The organism is Mycobacterium shunyiense (assembly GCF_058270075.1).
Window position 1 is genome coordinate 219,919 of record NZ_JBZDPU010000007.1, and the last position, 15,436, is coordinate 235,354.

The following is a 15,436-nucleotide window of genomic DNA, read 5'->3' on the forward strand; positions in this document are numbered from 1 at the left end:
CTCCGGGAGATGTCATGCGTGCCCCTGGCGAGGAGACGGATTCGATGAGCGCGATCGAGGAGCGTGCGGCAGTGCAGTCGCAGCGCGACGACCTGGAGGAGCTGCTGGCGGCCCAGCGTCGGTCATTCGTCGCCGACGGTCCGCCCGATGTCGCGTTGCGCCGCAACCGCATCGACCGGCTGCTCGCGATGGTCCTGGACAACTCCGAGGGCTTCGTCGCTGCCACTGCTGCCGATTACGGGTCGAGGTCACGGTCGGCGGCGTTTCTCTCCGAGATTCTCGGCATGCTCTCGGTCGTCGAACACACCAGGGCGCACGTGCCGCAGTGGATGCGCGCGACGAAGCTGCTTCGAGCGACGCGCTTCGCGGGCTTGCGTGCCGAGGTGCTTCCCAGCCCGCTCGGTGTGGTCGGGGTGATCGGACCGTGGAATTTCCCCATCCAGTTGACGGTGTTGCCGGCGGCCGCGGCGTTCGCTGCGGGCAACCGGGTGATGATCAAGATGTCCGAGGTCACTCCGCGCACCGCCGAACTGATGGCGACCACCGTGCCGAAGTACTTCGACGCGACCGAGCTGCAGGTGGTCACCGGCGGGCCGGAGGTGGCTGCGGCGTTCGCCGGCCTCCCGTTCGATCATCTGTTCTTCACCGGTTCGCCTTCGATCGGGAAGCTCGTCGCCCGGGCCGCCTCCGACAACCTCGTCCCCGTCACGCTGGAGCTGGGCGGCAAGAACCCGGTGGTGGTGGCCCCCGGCGCTGATCTGGAACGGGCGGCAAGCCGAATCGCCCAGGCGCGCATGGTCAATGGTGGCCAGGTGTGCGTGTGCCCGGACTATGTCTTCGTACCCGATGCGCAAGTGGACCGGTTCGTCGAGGTCGCACGGAGAACCTTGAGCAACCTGTTCCCCAGCATCGTTGGCAATCCCGACTACTGCTCGTCGGTGAACCAGGCCAACTTCGACCGGGTCGTGGGGTTGATCGCCGACGCCCGCGCCCAGGGCGCCCGGATCGACTCCGTCGTGCCCGCGGGTGAGGTGCTGCCCGATCCGGGCTCGCGCAAGATCGCCCCGACCATCGTGCGTGACGTCGACGACCGGATGCGGATCGCGAGCGAAGAAGTGTTCGGGCCGGTACTGGTGGTGCGCGGGTACTCGGCACTCGACGAGGCCGTCCGCCACATCAACACCAACCCGTCCCCGTTGGTGGCCTACTGGTTCGGGCCGGACGATGCCGACTTCCGGCATTTCGTGAGCCATACCCGCAGCGGCGGCGTTGCCCGCAATGACTTTGCCGCGCACATGATCCCGTCCGACGCCCCGTTCGGCGGAGTCGGGCACAGCGGGACGGGCGCCTATCACGGTAAGGCCGGCTTCGATACGTTCAGTCACTACCGTTCGGTGGTGGGCAACGACCTGCCGTTCAGCGTCACGGGTCAGGCGGCCAAGCCGTTCAGCACCTCGATGCGGGTCAGCACCGACCTCATGCTGCGGCGGGCCCGCAGCCGAACCGCCGCCCGGCTCAAGAAGTTTCGCTGACCGCCTGCTCACGCGCCCAGCGGTAGTCGGCTTTGCCGGCGGGGCTGCGTTCGATGACGGGGCGGAACACCACGGCTTTGGGCAGCTTGTAGCGGGCGATCGAGGATTCGGCGTGCCGGATCAACTCGTCGGCTGCGGTCTCAGCACCCTCGGCGAGTGCCACGACGGCCACCACTTCCTGGCCCCAACGTTCACTTGGACGTCCCGTGACCACCACGTCGCGCACCGCCGGGTGCGAGGCAATCGCGGATTCGACCTCCTCGGCAAAGATCTTCTCGCCCCCGGAGTTGATGGTCACCGAATCGCGGCCGAGCAGCTCGATCGCGCCGCTGTCCAGATGGCGGGCCCGATCGCCAGGCGTCGCATAACGCACGCCGTCGATCACCGGGAACGTCGCCGCTGTCTTGGCGGCGTCGCCCTTGTATCCCAGCGGCACGAACCCGCGCTGCGCCAGCCAGCCCAGCCCGTCGTGACCGGCGGGCAGGACTGCGGTGAAATCCTCGGTCACCACACAGGTATCGGGTCCGGCGTTGAAGGTGCCGGTCGACACCGCCCCCGGGGCCGACATGTGGCTCATCTGGGCACCCGTCTCCGACGAACCCACGCCGTCGACGACGATGAGATTGGCCTTGGCATCGATGAGTTGCTGTTTGACGTAAGGGGTGAGTTGCGCACCGCCGTTGGCCACGACGGACAGAGATGACACGTCCGCAGCCCCTGACTTGATCGCATCCAGCAGGGGGCGTGCCATCGCGTCACCCACAACCGTCGCCACCAGCACCTGCTCGCGTTCGATGGTGCGCACCACGTCGCCGGCGTCGAAGCGATCCACCACGGCTGGAAACACCAGCGTCTGTCCCGTGGTGATCGCGGTCATCGCGGCCCACTGGGCCGCACCATGGATCAGCGGCGGCAGGATCATCAGCTTGGTGCCCGGATTGTCGACTGCACGCCCGACGATCTCCTCGACGGACTGCGCTTTCTCGCCGGTCACCATGTTGCGTCCGCCGAATGCGGTCATGAAGATGTCGTGCTGGCGCCACAACACGCCCTTGGGCATTCCGGTCGTACCGCCGGTGTAGAGCACGTAGAGGTCGTCCGGGCAAGGCTCGGCGGGCACCTCTGCCGAAGCGTCCTCGGCGACGATGGAGTCGTAATCCACTGCGCCGTCGAGCAGCTCGTTGCCAGAGCCGTCGGCGATCTGGATCAGCACCCGCAATGCCGGCAGGTCGGGCAGAACCTCGGCGACCCGTGGTGCGAACGCGGAGTGGTACACCAGCGCGGATGCACCGGAGTCGGCCAGCAGGTACTGCAGTTCGTTCTTGACGTAGCGGTAGTTGACGTTGAACGGGGCGACGCGAGCCCGGAAGGAGCCGAGCAGGGATTCGACGAACTCGGGTCCGTTGTAAGCGTAGATCCCCAGCAGATCCTGGCCCACCTCGTGACCGGCCAGTGCGCCACGTTCGGTCTGTGCACCCAAACCGCGTGAATGCAGATACGCCGCCAGGCGATTCGAGCGGTCCACGATCTGGCGGTAGGTGAACCGCCGGTCGCCCTGGACGATCAGCGGACGATCTCCGATGGCGGTGGCGACGGCCTCCGCGATAGCCGGAACGGTGAACTGCACGGGCTTCTCCTCTTGAGCGGTCAGCGCTGCCAGGCGTGCAGCAGGTCGTCGGTCGTGGTGACGGTAGCGAGCAGGGACAAGGTGTTGTCGATGACCGCGTCGGCATAGGCCGTCGGAATTCCGGCCACCGCATCGCGCGGCAGCACCACCCGGTATCCGGCGTTGACCGCGTCCATCACCAGGTTGATGATCGCGATGTTCACCGAGACACCGACGGCCACGATGGTGCTCACGCCGAGGTTGCGGAGAACGGCGTCCAGGTCGGTGCCGCCCATCGGTCCCAGACCGTGCCAGCGGGACAGGACGAGATCGTCTGGCTCCGGGCCGAACTCGGGAAGAAGGGTGGCGCCGGGCGTGCCGGGCAGGATGCCGACGTCGTTGCGGCCGATGGCGAAGATCTTGGCGTTGTGGTTCGAGCCCAACCCGTCCGGGCGTCGTTGCACCAGACAGTGCACCACTCGGGCCGAGGCGGCCCGCGCCGCCGGTAGCAGCCTGGCGATGTTGGGTAGCGCTTCCCGGCGCGCCTCGTCGGCGAGGGCGGCCAACCCCGCGTCGGGACCGACCACAGCGCCCTGGCATTCCTGGGTGACGATCGCGGTGTGCTCGGGTGCGACCAGTTCTTTCAGATCGGGTCTCATACGCCGGCGACAGCGTTCTCGACCGGAGGCACCTCGTAAAACTGGGTCGCCCACTTACGCATGGCCATATACGGTTTCGCGTCGATCTTGGCGAGTGGCGGATGCTCGACGTACTTCTGGTAGCGCCAGATGTCGCAGTCCTCCCACACGGTCTTGAGGAACTGCTTCTCGACCTTTGCCCGCACCTGCTCGGGAGGAACATCGGAGGTCTCGCCCGGAACCTTCGGCCACCAGATCGAATAGAACATGTCAGACACCTCGTCGTCGACCGGGGTGCAGGCGAAGATCAACCGGTGGTTCGACGACCCCTCGAAGGCGCTCATGGCGAAGCCGAGGCCGGAGAAGTGGCTGTGAATCCGCAGCGCCATCTTGTCAGGATCGTCGCTGCGGGCGTCGGGCCAGCCGGTCAGGAACCGCCATTCCTCGTCGACATGCTCCCAGTGCAGGCACACCGGCGTGACCGTCGCGCCGTGAACATAGCGGAAATGTGAACTGTCGGGCCCATTTTCAGCCACGATCTGTGGATGGACCGGGATCGCGTCGGCCCGGCTGGAGAACTCCGGGTAGGGCCGGTAGTACGCATTCGGGTCGGTGTCGAACTGCGGGAACTTGTGGAAGATGTCGGGCAGTTCCCACTGCGGTTCCTTGCCCTCGGGCTGGTACCACATGAAGATGCAGCCGTACTGCTCTTTGACCGGGTAGGACCGCAGTCGCAGGCCACGGTTGGGCTTGTCGGGTTGATACGGGATGTAGGTGTTGTTTCCTTCGGGGCCCCACCGCCAGCCGTGGAACGGACACTCGACGCAGTCACCGACGACCTTGCCGCCGTAACCGATGTGGGCACCCAGATGCTTGCAGTGGGCTTCCAGCACATGCAGCTCGCCGGACTCGTCGCGGTAGGCGGCGAGGTCCTCACCGAAGTACTTCAGTGCCTTCACATCGCCGACCTCGTACTCAGCCGACCAGCCGATCATGAACCAGCCGGTGACCTTCCAGGTGAACGGCACTTTCATGGCCCGCTGCCTCCCGTTTCACTGCTCGCGCGATACGTACGGAAGACATTACAGTATCCATTTCTGCACCGGAAGCGCCGGACGACGACGTGCGTGTCCAACCCGAAAAATTCCCGTCTCAGGCCGACCCGGGGAGCGCCTAGGGTTGGAACGTCAATGATGAATGTCGTTCATGTTTTTCAGGGCATGGTTAGGGGTAGGCGTGGGTCCGGATTTCTCAATGGTCGATTCTGTGCAGAAGGCCGAGGAGCTCTATGCGCAAGGCCAATTGGAGCGAATGCTGCTCTTGCCTGCCGAATTCGGTGGAGGAGACTTCGACCAGAACGTGGTGTACGTGCCGGTGGGCTTCACCGCGGCCAAGGCGGAGATCGACAACAACGTCATCTCTCCGCTGATCCAGGAAGGAAAGGTGCAGGCGTATTCGGCAGTGCCTGAGTACGAGGGCGCCAGCTTCGTACCCATCGCCATCCAGATATCTGCTTGGCACCCCGACTCCCCTGAAACAAGCACGGTCGCCGGAACTCTCGCCGCGTGGGGGTCGGCTCTCGAGCGCGGCTGATTCGGGGACGACCGGCCACGGATCGTAACTGAGGTGCTTACCGTATAGTTCGCCGCAGTCGATCAGGAGGTGACCCGTTGTCCGACGACATCGAGGCGATCAAGCAGCTCAAGGCCCGCTACTGCCGGTTTCTGGACACCAAGGACATCGACGCCTGGCGCGCATTGTTCGTCGACGACGTCGTGGTGACACTCGACATGGCCGTCTCGACCGGCGGCGCCGATCCGCAGACGGCGCCTCCGCTGAAGAGCTTCGATGAGTTCTTTCCGGTGGTGTGGGGCGGCGTCGAGAATGCGGCGACAGTGCACCATTGCCACACCCCGGAGATCATGCTGACCTCCGACACGACGGCAACGGGTATCTGGGCCATGGAGGACATGTTGTTTTTCGCCGACGGCAATGAGTTGCACGGGGCCGGCCACTACCATGAGACCTACGAAAAGCGTGACGGCACATGGCAGATCACCAGTCTGCACCTGACCCGTACCTTGCTGAAGTTCAAGACCGGCTAGGCGGTGAATCGTCCGCGTGAGTAACGCTGTGGCGAATTATCTGGCCGAGCACTGCCGTGGTGTTACCTGCGTGCACCCGAGACACCCTGGTCGGCAACGAGATTCATCGCCTCGCCAAACGCCTTGATGTAGTCGAGCGCGGCGGCCGGGCTGCTGCCGTCCACGTGCACCACGGCCCAGGTGGCGCCGTGGCCGGCGAGCTCGGCAAGAACCTCCTGCGCGTGGCGCAGCGAGGTCGCGTCGTCCAGATCGGTGTGTGGACACACCACCTGGATGTCGGCGGACGACGGGTCACGACCGGCATCGGCGAGTCGCTCGCGCAAGCGCTGTACGGCGGTGCCGAACTGGTCGGCGTTCTCGATGGCGGTGGTCCGCATGGTCGACGCCATGCCTGCCGCGGCGATGATGGGCATCCATCCGTTGCCGTGCTCGACCACACGCCGGATCGCGGCGGCGCCGTTCCCGCCGATCCAGAGCGGGGGATGGGGCTGCTGAGCCGTGCGCTGCAGCGCAACGGGTCCGACCGCCCCGAAATCCTGTCCGGAAAACGGTGTTTCGGGATCCGCCCAGATGGAACGCAGAGCCGCCAACGCTTCGTCGAGCAGTTCGGCACGACGGTCGATGTCCACACCCACTGCCGAGAACTCGGATCGCAGGTAGCCCGCACCGACGCCCGCGATGAGTCGGCCACCGGAGATCAGGTCCAGGCTGCCCAGTGCCTTGGCTGACAGGTACGGGTTCCGGAAGGGGAGCACGTAGAGGTTGGTCATCAACCGGATGTGCGAGGTGGCTGCCGCCATGAAGCTCAGCGCGGCGATCGGGTCGAGTGTGTTGTGGCCCCCGTTGTTCCGCCACTTGACCGAGGGGGCCGGATGCTCGCTCAACGCGATCGCCGAGAACCCCGCCGCTTCAGCCTGGGTGGCTACCGCGCGGATGGCCTCGGGTTGCAGGAAATCGTCAGGTGCGGTGGGCAGCTCGCTGGGGTATTCCAGGGTGTACTTCATCGATCTCCCCGTTTCTGACCCATTCTCGGGACGCTACTGAAAGCGTTACCGTAACATCGATCGCCAATTACCGATTCGGATGGAGTGGTGATGGATCGCCGGCGAAAAGTACTGGTCATGGGCGCGAGCGGAAACGTGGGTGCCTGTGTCACCCGCCAGCTTGTCGAGCGCGGTGACGACGTGCGGGTACTGCTGCGACGGAGCAGTTCGACGAAGGGTATCGAGGGCGTCGAGGTAGAACGCTGCTACGGAGACATCTTCGACACCGAGGCGGTGACGGCTGCGATGGCCGACCGCGACGTGGTGTTCTACTGCGTCGTCGACACCCGCGCACATCTGGCTGATCCCACGCCACTTTTCAATACGAACGTCGAGGGCCTGCGCAATGTCCTGGACGTCGCGGTAAATGCGGACCTGCAGCGTTTCGTGTTCCTCAGTACCATCGGCACGATCGCCGTCGGTGACGACGGGGCAACCGTCGACGAGGACACCCCGTTCAACTGGGCAGGTAAGGGCGGCCCCTACATCGAATCCCGCCGTCGGGCTGAAGATCTGGTGCTGTCGTACGTGCGCGAGCGTGGGCTGCCGGCCGTGGCGATGTGCGTGTCCAACCCGTACGGTCCGCCTGACTGGCAGCCCAGGCAGGGTGCGCTCGTCGCAATGGCGGCGTTCGGACAGTTGCCGGTCTACGTCAGAGGCGTGGGCTCGGAGGTGGTCGGAATAGACGACGCTGCCGATGCTCTCATTCGGGCCGCGGAACGGGGCCGGATCGGCGAGCGCTACATCGTCTCCGAAAGGTATATGTCCCAACGGGAAATGTTCACCACGGCCGCGGAGGCGGTCGGTGCCCGACCGCCCAGATTCGGAATACCGATGGCTCCGCTCTATGCCTTCGGGTGGTTGGCCGGTATGTCGAATCGATTGTTCGGCACCGACTTCCCGATGAACCTTACGGCGGCGCGGCTGATGTGGCTGACCTCGCCGGCCGATCACGGGAAGGCTGCCCGCGATCTGGGTTGGAAGCCCGCTCCTACCGCCGAATCGATCAGCCGGGCAGCACAGTTCTACGTCGACCGGAAGAGCCGCAACGAAAAGGTCATCGACTTGTGAGCGCCACAGATTTCGATGTGATCGTCGTCGGCGCCGGATTCTCCGGCTTGTATGCACTACATCGCCTACGAGATCAGGGCCTGCGGGTGCGGGTCCTGGAGAAGGCGGATGACGTCGGCGGCACCTGGCTGGTCAACCGGTACCCGGGCGCCCGCTGCGACATCGAGAGCATCGAATACTCCTACAGCTTCAGCGAGGAGATCCAGCAGGAGTGGGTGTGGACGGAGACGATGCCGGCGCAGCCTGAAATCGAGGCGTACCTGAACTTCGTCGCCGACCGGCTGGACCTTCGCCGTGACATCGCCTTCGGTACCGAGGTCGTGGCCATGACCTTCGACGAAGGCGCCGCGCAGTGGACGGTCACCACCGCCGAAGGCCAGGTTCTACGCACACCGTTCGTGGTCGCCGCCACCGGAATCCTCTCGGTGCCACTGGAACCCGACATCCCCGGGATGGCCCGATTCACCGGCACCTCGCTGTATACGAGCCGCTGGCCGCGCGAGGGTGTCGACCTCACCGGCAAGCGGGTCGGGGTGATCGGCACCGGCTCCACCGGTGTGCAGCTGATACCGGTGGTGGCGGGGCAGTGTGAACATCTCGCGGTGTTCCAGCGGTCCCCGGCGTTCACGCTGCCGTGGCAGGTCCGGTCCTTCGAACCTGGGGAACTCGACGCGCTCAAGGCTGACTATGCGGCCATCCGCGCTGCGCAGCGGGAACATCCGGTCGGGGCGGCGCGGCTCAGCGCCTTCTCGGTGCTGCTCGAGATGCTGGTCCGACCGCCGGTGAAATCCGCTTCACCCGAGGAGAAACGACGCGCGGTCGAGGAACACGGCGTGATGGGCGCGCTCAACTGGGGTGATGTCTTCTTCGACATCGACGCCAACCGGATGGCCACCGAGCTCTACGGGCAAGCCGTGGCCCGCATCGTCTCAGATCCGCAGACCGCGGCGTCGCTGACACCGAGCCATCCGTTCGCGTGCAAGCGGCCCATCATCGACCAGGGCTACTACGAGACGTACAACCGTGACAACGTCACGCTGGTCGATCTGCGCAAGGGCGCCATTCGTGAGGTGACGGCGACCGGGATCTCCACCGAACAGGGTGACTTCGATCTCGATGTGATCGTGTATGCCACGGGATTCGACGCCATGACCGGGGCGTTGAGCCGGATCGACGTGCGGGGTCGCGACGGCATGGTGCTGGGGGAGTACTGGTCCAAGGCGGGCGCACTGTCTTATCTGGGCGTGGCGGTGGCCGGGTTCCCGAACCTGTTCACCATCCAGGGACCGGGAAGTCCCTCGGCGGCAACGAACTTCGTAGCAGCACTGGAGCAGCATGTGGAGTGGATCGCGGACTGCATCGGGTACCTGAGGTCCAATGGGCGCCGGAGCATCGAGGCGACGCCGCAGGCGCAGGACGAATGGGTCGAGCACACCACGGCGCTCGTGGAGCCCACGGTGCTGATGGATCCGAGCTGCAACTCCTGGTACAACGGCGGCAACGTGCCCGGTAAGAAGCGGATGTATCTCGGCTACACTGCGGGCATCCCCGAATACCGTCGCCGCTGTGACCAGATAGCCGCTGACGGGTATACGGGATTCACCGTTGCATAGGGCCGTCCGGATCGCGTGGGAGCTGGGTGGCGTGGTGCCGCGCTCGGTGGGCGCGCTGGCCGGGCAATGGAATCCATTGTCGGTCAACGGCCTTCGTCAACTCGGTGAGGTCACTCTCGACGAGCTCGTCGTCACCGGTATGACGCTGACCGGTCCACCGCCGGAGCTTCCCCGTCCACTGGGCGAATACCAGTGGGCAGCCGACCAACTCGGCTTACTCGGTATCGACGCGGCGCACCCGAAGCCAGATGCTCTGCAGGTCAAACACATCCGGCCACGTAGGTTCGGTGCGCTGACGTTCGAGGAACTGGTCTTCGACCACGAACCCGCCCTGCCCGCCTCGGTGCTGGCCGACGGGCACGGTGGCGTCGCCACGGCAAGAGCGCGGCTGTACCGGAGTGGAGACGACGCGCGACCCTGGCTGATCTGGGTGCACGGGGCGGGCCAGGGCGACCCGATGGACCTCCTCGTTGCCCGGGTGCGTCGTCTGAGGGACCTCGGCTTCAACGTCGCCTTACCCGTGCAGCCGGGGCACGGGCCGCGGCGCCGGTCCTGGCCGGAGTATCCGGCTCGGGATCCGCTGGCCAACGTGGCCGGCATGATGCGGGCGGTGTCGGAGGTGCGGGCGCTGATCGGTTGGCTGGAACCACAGGCGTCGTCGATCGCGGTGGCCGGCTTGTCGCTGGGCAGCGCGGCGGCGGCGCTGGTGTCGCATCTCGACGCTCGGGTGGACGCGGTGGCGCTGTACACGCCGATCCTCGGCCTCAACACGATGATCGGGATGCACCTGGGACGCTGGGGATCGGCGGGGCAGCAGTCGGCGCGCCAGTTGCAGTCAGCCACGGTGGCGGCGATGACCTCCGTGATCGACCCGCTGCGTACCCGACCGTGTGCCGAGCGGCGTCTGATCGTGGGCGCCTGGCATGACCGGATGGCAATGCGCAGTTCGGCCCTGGCCATGCACGAGCAATGGGGCGGCGAACTCTACTGGCACGACGGAAGCCATGTGGGGCACCTGTTCTCCGGTGCGGTGCAGGATGCGACCGAGCGGTTCTTAACGACCGTAGCTTGACGTGATCCGGGCCCGTACGCAGTCGATCTCGTGGTCGAGATCGTGGTCCTCGGGCAGGACCACCCACTGGAACGCGATCCCGAAGATCGATCCGGTGATGTCCCGCGACGCCATGTCGACGTCGATGTCGGGGCGCAGTGAACCGTCGGCGATACCGGTGCGTAGCCCGGCTTCGATCTTGACGGCTGCCCCGGCCAACTGTGCGCGCACCCCGTCGCGCAGCGGCGACGTGGTTTTCACTGCTTCGAATGCCGACACGAACATGGCCCTTGTCACCGCGGCATCCTCGGCATGAATTTCCTGCACGCGGTCGAAATGCGCGAGCACCTGCTGCAGCCCGGTGGCGCCCGGTTCGGGATCGGGGTTCAGGCGCGCCACGTACATCTCCTGGAAGGCGTCGAGGATGGCGTCCTTGCTGCCGTAGCGGGCGTGCACCATGGCCCGGCTGTACCCGGCTCGTCGTCCGATCTCAGCGGCAGTCGTTGCTTCCCAGCCCTTTTCGACGATCAACTCAGCGGCAGCCTGCAGCAGCCGACGCGAGGACTGTTCCACGCGCTCCGGCTGGGTGAGGCCCTGCGCTGGGGAAGGCACCCTTGCATATTAGACGGTCGACAACTAACTTAGTTGTTCAGCGTCAAATTAGTGTGCGGAGGTCGACGATGACATCAGTCGCGGTGCCGGTGTCCGGACCGGTGCCCACGGGCATCGAGGAGGTGACGGCGTCCTGGTTGACCGAGGCGCTGGGCACGAAGGTGACGGCAGTGCGGGCCGAGCGGATCGCGCTGGACACCGGCTTCTCCGCTGCGCTGTACCGGATCCATCTGAACGGATCCGATGATGTTCCAGAGACTTTGATCGTCAAACTGCCCGCCGACTCGTTGGCGCGTGGCGGCATGGAGATGCTTGGGGGTTACCACCGCGAACTGTACTTCTACCGGCATGTCGCGCCAGATGCGCCCATCGCAACGCCGCACTGCCACGTCGCTCGCATGTCGGGACTCGACTTCGTGCTCGTGCTCGAAGATCTGCGGGACTGGGAGAACGCTGACCACCTGGCCGGGCTGTCGCTACCGCGCGCCCAACTCTGTATCCAGCAGTTGGCCGGCTTGCACACCTGGTCGGCCGACGTCGATGAGGCTGTACTGCAGGAATTCCCGAGCATTGACAGCACGTTGACCCGGGACTTGTTCCTACCCGCCTTTGCTCCTGGTTGGCAGCTCTACCGGGACCACACGCGCCGGCCGGTGCCTGCAGCCACCGCCGCGTTCGCCGAGCGGTTCGCCGATCTCGCACCCGCCGCGCTTACCGCGCTCGCGGACCGAAACATGCTGCTGCACGGAGATATCCGGGCTGACAACATGTTCTTTCGCGAAGATGCTCTCAAGGTGGTCGACTTTCAGCTGACGGTCCGCGGCGCGGGTGCGGCCGATATCGCGTATCTGGTCAGCCAGGGTCTGCCGACCGAGGTGCGTCGCGGCCGGGACGAGGAGCTGGTGCGTGAGTACGTCAGCCAGGTTGACGGGTACACGTTCGACGAGGCGTGGCGGCATTACCGTCTCGCGACCGCGCTGCTGCTGTACATGCCGGTGGTCGCCCTGCTCACCTGGGATGTCGCGCCCGAACGGTCCCGGCAGCTGTGCCTGACCCTCATCGACCGGGCTGTCGCGGCGATCGAAGACATCGACGCCCTTGAGGTGTTCGCGTGACTGTTCGCACTGCGCGCGAAGTGGTCGAACAGTACAACTGGGTGGTCTGGAACGAGAAGGACTTCGCCCTTGCCGATGAACTGTTGGGAGAGACCGTCACCCGCCACGATGTAGGCGAGGCGAAGGTGCTCACCCACGAAGAGGCGGTGAACAGGGTGATCGAACACTGGGCGATGTTCGACACGATCCGGTTCGACCTCAACCTGGTCGTCGCCGGTGACGACGGCGAGCACGTGGCGATCGTTTATGAATCCCCGATGACGTTTCCTGACGGTAACGCCATGACGGTCAGCAGCATGGAGATCTTCCGGGTGGTCGACGGCCGGATCACCGAAGTGTGGAACTGTGGTTACAAACAAGGAGTTTGGGTATGACCGACGAGCGCTTGCGCGAGGAGCCGAAATGACCGACCGATTCCTGGACGAACTCGGTTACTACCTGCTTGCCGGCGCAGGCGGTGAAGGCCCGGCCACGTTGATGGACGAGGCGCGCCGCGGCGAGGAACTCGGCTTCGGCACCGCATTCATCTCGGAGCGGTGGAACGTCAAGGAAGCCTCCTCGCTCGTCGGCGCTGCCTGTGCGGTAACCGATCGGATGCAGATCGCCACGGCGGCAACCAATCACAACACTCGACACCCCCTGATCACCGGATCGTGGGCCACCACGATGCACCGGTTGTCCCGGGGCCGATTCACGTTGGGCATCGGGCGCGGCGTGGCGGCCATGTACAACGCGTTCGGGGTTCCCGCGGTGACCACCGCGCAGATGGAGGACTTCGCACAGGTCATGCGCAAGCTGTGGCACGGCGAGGTTGTGTTCAATCACGACGGCCCGATCGGCAAGTATCAGGTGCTGTTCCTCGACCCCGACTTCAACGAGGACATCCGGTTGGCGATCGTGGCCTTCGGTCCGCAGACACTGGCGCTGGGTGGGCGGGAGTTCGACGATGTCATCCTGCACACCTACTTCACCCCCGAGACGCTGCAACGTGCGGTCAGGACCGTCAAAGACGCCGCCGAGCAGGCCGGCCGCGACCCCGACAGTGTGCGGGTGTGGTCGTGCTTCGCCACCGTGGGCGATCACCTGCCCGAGGAACTGCGCCTGAAGAAGACCGTGGCCCGGCTCGCCACCTACCTGCAGGGCTACGGCGACCTGTTGGTGAGCACCAACGGCTGGGATCCGGCAGTGCTGCAACGCTTCCGGGAAGACTCCGTCGTCACCTCGATACCGGGCGGCATCGACCACAAGGCCAGCGCCGAGCAGATCGAGCACATCGCCACGCTGATCCCCGACGAGTGGTTGGAGCCGTCGGCCACCGGATCGGCGAGCCAATGCGTGGACCGCATCCGCAAGGAGTTCGACTACGGTGCCGATGCCGTGATCATGCACGGGGCCACCCCGGACGAGCTCGAGCCGATCGTCACGGAGTACCGCGCCACCAAGGTTTGACCCGCGAGAAGTCCCCCGCAAGCGGGGGACTTCTCGCGGAAGGCGTTACGGCGTGATCACGGTGCGCGACACCGGTTCCGCGACTGCCTGACGGCTGAAGATGCCGTGCTGCAGGGTGACCAACAGGGCATTGCGGGTCTCCTCGGGGGAAATGAGCTCGTCGAAACCGAGGTGGCCTGCTGACCGGAACGATGCCTCGAGTTCCATCCGCTTGAGCACCTCGGTGTAATCCTCGCCGGCATGGGTGGCGGCGCTGAGCGCCGCCGCACCCATCGCACCCATCGTCGCGCCGGGATAGGCGAACGTCGCGACCTGGTCGTCGAAGCCCAGCAGCGACATCACCATCGAGCCGAAGCCGAAGGCCTTACGCAATGTCACGTGCAGTTTGAGGGTGGTGGCGGCAGTCTGGGCGGCGAACATCCGCGCTCCGCTGCGCAGCACGCCGCTGCGTTCGGACTGGCTGCCCGGCAGCATGCCGGGATTGTCGGCGAGGAACACGATCGGCAGGTGGAATGAGTCGGCCACGGTGATGAAATGGGCTGCCTTGTCGGCGGCATCGGCATCGATCGAACCGGCCATCACCTGTGGCTGGTTGGCCACCACCGCGACCGGATAACCGCCCAGATGGGCGAGAGCACAGATGATCGCGCGGCCGAATTTCGGCTGGACCTCGAACCAGTCGGGCCGGTCGAAGATCTCGTCGATCACCGCGCGCATGTCGTAGATCTGGCGGTTGTCGCGGGACACGATATCGAGAATCTCCGGGGTGAGCCTCGGGTCTGCGGTGTCGTCGGCAAGCCGCGTCGGCGGGTATGACCATGCACTGGACGGGAAATACGACAGGTAGCGCCGGATATCGTCGATGACCGTCTCGTCGTCCTCGGCGTAGTTATGAATCACGCCGCTGGCCAGTGCCACGTTCGGGCCGCCGAGATCCTCCTTCGAAATGTCCTCTCCGGTGGACTCTTTCACCACAGGCGGCCCGGCGGTGAAGATCGCTCCCTGATGGCTCATGATGCTGAAGTCGCACACCGGGGCCACCAGGGCACCATGGCCGGCGGAGGGACCGAGGATCGCCGATACGGTGGGCACCTTTCCCGAGCATTTCGCCTGGGCGATCAGATCGGTCGGGGTCCGTCCGTAGTGCTCGCCGCTGGGGCGGAAACCCGCGCCCTCCAACAACATCACGAGTGGAATCTTGTTGCGCAAGGCCAACTCGGCGAGTCGATACCGTTTGGCGTTTCCGCCCGGGCCGATACTGCCGGCCAGCGTGGTGAAGTCCTCGGCCCCCACCATCACCGGTGTGCCGTCGATGCGGCCCGCACCGGCGACGAGGCCATCGGCGGCGATGTCGCCCCCGACCAGCGTCCCGAACTCCTGAAAAGTGCCGGGATCCAGCAGCCGCGCGATCCGCGCACGGGCGTCGAGCTTGCCCTTGCCGTGGTGCTTGGCCAACCGCTCGGGACCACCCATGCCGTGGGTGTGCTCGCGTCGACGAGCCAGGTCCTCGAGCGTTTCCTTCCACTCCGGGTCGTTCGTCATGCCGGCGTCCTTGTCATGCCACTGTCCTCACTTGTTGCGCAGTGCCCTAGGGGCCTCAG

General features: G+C 65.5%; 15 protein-coding genes. 9 read left to right on the forward strand and 6 right to left on the reverse strand.

Annotated elements, in window-relative coordinates; all coding sequences use genetic code 11:
* Positions 1-44 precede the first annotated feature (44 nt).
* Entirely contained in the window at positions 45-1,532 is a 1,488-nt protein-coding gene (locus AC4ELH_RS06620) for an aldehyde dehydrogenase family protein (protein ID WP_064957782.1), read from the forward strand.
* On the opposite strand, the gene AC4ELH_RS06625 is transcribed toward AC4ELH_RS06620, so the two are convergent.
* From AC4ELH_RS06625 to AC4ELH_RS06635, 3 genes are read right to left on the reverse strand one after another with little or no spacing between them, the layout of a single operon-like run.
* Entirely contained in the window at positions 1,516-3,159 is a 1,644-nt protein-coding gene (locus AC4ELH_RS06625; protein ID WP_498883533.1) for an acyl-CoA synthetase, read from the reverse strand. The two genes, AC4ELH_RS06620 and AC4ELH_RS06625, sit on opposite strands and share 17 nt — an antisense overlap.
* A gap of 20 nt (positions 3,160-3,179) precedes the next feature.
* The gene (locus tag AC4ELH_RS06630; RefSeq protein WP_064957747.1) at positions 3,180-3,797 is read right to left on the reverse strand and encodes a cysteine hydrolase family protein; all 618 of its coding nucleotides are present in this window, start codon (positions 3,795-3,797) and stop codon (positions 3,180-3,182) included.
* Positions 3,794-4,810, reverse strand: coding sequence for a Rieske 2Fe-2S domain-containing protein (locus AC4ELH_RS06635; RefSeq protein WP_498883534.1), 1,017 nt, complete (start codon positions 4,808-4,810; stop codon positions 3,794-3,796). The genes AC4ELH_RS06630 and AC4ELH_RS06635 overlap by 4 nt, the downstream gene beginning before the upstream one ends.
* A 220-nt stretch (positions 4,811-5,030) precedes the next feature.
* On the opposite strand from AC4ELH_RS06635, the gene AC4ELH_RS06640 reads away from it, so the two are divergent.
* Together AC4ELH_RS06640 and AC4ELH_RS06645 are read left to right on the forward strand one after the other, a co-directional pair.
* Positions 5,031-5,369, forward strand: a complete 339-nt coding sequence (locus tag AC4ELH_RS06640; RefSeq protein ID WP_498883536.1) for a hypothetical protein — start codon at positions 5,031-5,033, stop codon at positions 5,367-5,369.
* A 77-nt stretch (positions 5,370-5,446) separates the two neighbouring features.
* Positions 5,447-5,881: a nuclear transport factor 2 family protein gene (locus tag AC4ELH_RS06645; protein WP_064887793.1), complete on the forward strand. Its 435-nt coding sequence runs from the start codon at positions 5,447-5,449 to the stop codon at positions 5,879-5,881.
* 62 nt (positions 5,882-5,943) lie between these two features.
* Here AC4ELH_RS06645 and AC4ELH_RS06650 read toward each other — a convergent pair whose 3' ends face one another.
* Positions 5,944-6,885 (reverse strand): LLM class F420-dependent oxidoreductase, encoded by a 942-nt coding sequence (locus AC4ELH_RS06650; protein ID WP_498883538.1) that lies wholly within the window; start codon positions 6,883-6,885, stop codon positions 5,944-5,946.
* Between the two features lie 90 nt (positions 6,886-6,975).
* On the opposite strand from AC4ELH_RS06650, the gene AC4ELH_RS06655 reads away from it, so the two are divergent.
* Genes AC4ELH_RS06655 through AC4ELH_RS06665 form a run of 3 tightly spaced genes read left to right on the forward strand, consistent with a single transcriptional unit; the run spans position 6,976 to position 10,680 of the window.
* Positions 6,976-7,995 (forward strand): NAD-dependent epimerase/dehydratase family protein, encoded by a 1,020-nt coding sequence (locus tag AC4ELH_RS06655; protein ID WP_498883540.1) that lies wholly within the window; start codon positions 6,976-6,978, stop codon positions 7,993-7,995.
* Positions 7,992-9,608 carry a flavin-containing monooxygenase gene (locus AC4ELH_RS06660; protein WP_498883542.1) on the forward strand — a complete coding sequence of 539 codons (1,617 nt, stop codon included), beginning with the start codon at positions 7,992-7,994 and terminating at the stop codon, positions 9,606-9,608. Before AC4ELH_RS06655 ends, AC4ELH_RS06660 begins: the two co-directional genes overlap by 4 nt.
* On the forward strand, positions 9,601-10,680 hold the full coding sequence (locus AC4ELH_RS06665; protein ID WP_498883544.1) for an alpha/beta hydrolase: 1,080 nt from the start codon (positions 9,601-9,603) through the stop codon (positions 10,678-10,680). Before AC4ELH_RS06660 ends, AC4ELH_RS06665 begins: the two co-directional genes overlap by 8 nt.
* On the opposite strand, the gene AC4ELH_RS06670 is transcribed toward AC4ELH_RS06665, so the two are convergent.
* A complete protein-coding gene (locus AC4ELH_RS06670) occupies positions 10,663-11,271 on the reverse strand; it encodes a TetR/AcrR family transcriptional regulator (protein ID WP_498883546.1) in 609 nt (202 codons plus the stop codon). The genes AC4ELH_RS06665 and AC4ELH_RS06670 overlap by 18 nt on opposite strands.
* Positions 11,272-11,339: 68 nt before the next feature.
* Between AC4ELH_RS06670 and AC4ELH_RS06675 the strand changes: the two genes are divergently transcribed.
* The 3 genes from AC4ELH_RS06675 to AC4ELH_RS06685 are packed head-to-tail and all read left to right on the forward strand — an operon-like array spanning position 11,340 to position 13,835.
* Positions 11,340-12,386, forward strand: coding sequence for a phosphotransferase (locus AC4ELH_RS06675; RefSeq protein WP_498883548.1), 1,047 nt, complete (start codon positions 11,340-11,342; stop codon positions 12,384-12,386).
* Positions 12,383-12,760 (forward strand): nuclear transport factor 2 family protein, encoded by a 378-nt coding sequence (locus AC4ELH_RS06680; RefSeq protein ID WP_064957742.1) that lies wholly within the window; start codon positions 12,383-12,385, stop codon positions 12,758-12,760. Before AC4ELH_RS06675 ends, AC4ELH_RS06680 begins: the two co-directional genes overlap by 4 nt.
* A gap of 28 nt (positions 12,761-12,788) precedes the next feature.
* Positions 12,789-13,835, forward strand: coding sequence for a TIGR03857 family LLM class F420-dependent oxidoreductase (locus AC4ELH_RS06685; RefSeq protein WP_463790168.1), 1,047 nt, complete (start codon positions 12,789-12,791; stop codon positions 13,833-13,835).
* A gap of 45 nt (positions 13,836-13,880) precedes the next feature.
* Here the strand turns inward: AC4ELH_RS06685 and AC4ELH_RS06690 are convergent, their stop codons facing one another.
* Positions 13,881-15,377 (reverse strand): acyl-CoA carboxylase subunit beta, encoded by a 1,497-nt coding sequence (locus AC4ELH_RS06690; protein ID WP_064887811.1) that lies wholly within the window; start codon positions 15,375-15,377, stop codon positions 13,881-13,883.
* Positions 15,378-15,436: the final 59 nt, after the last annotated feature.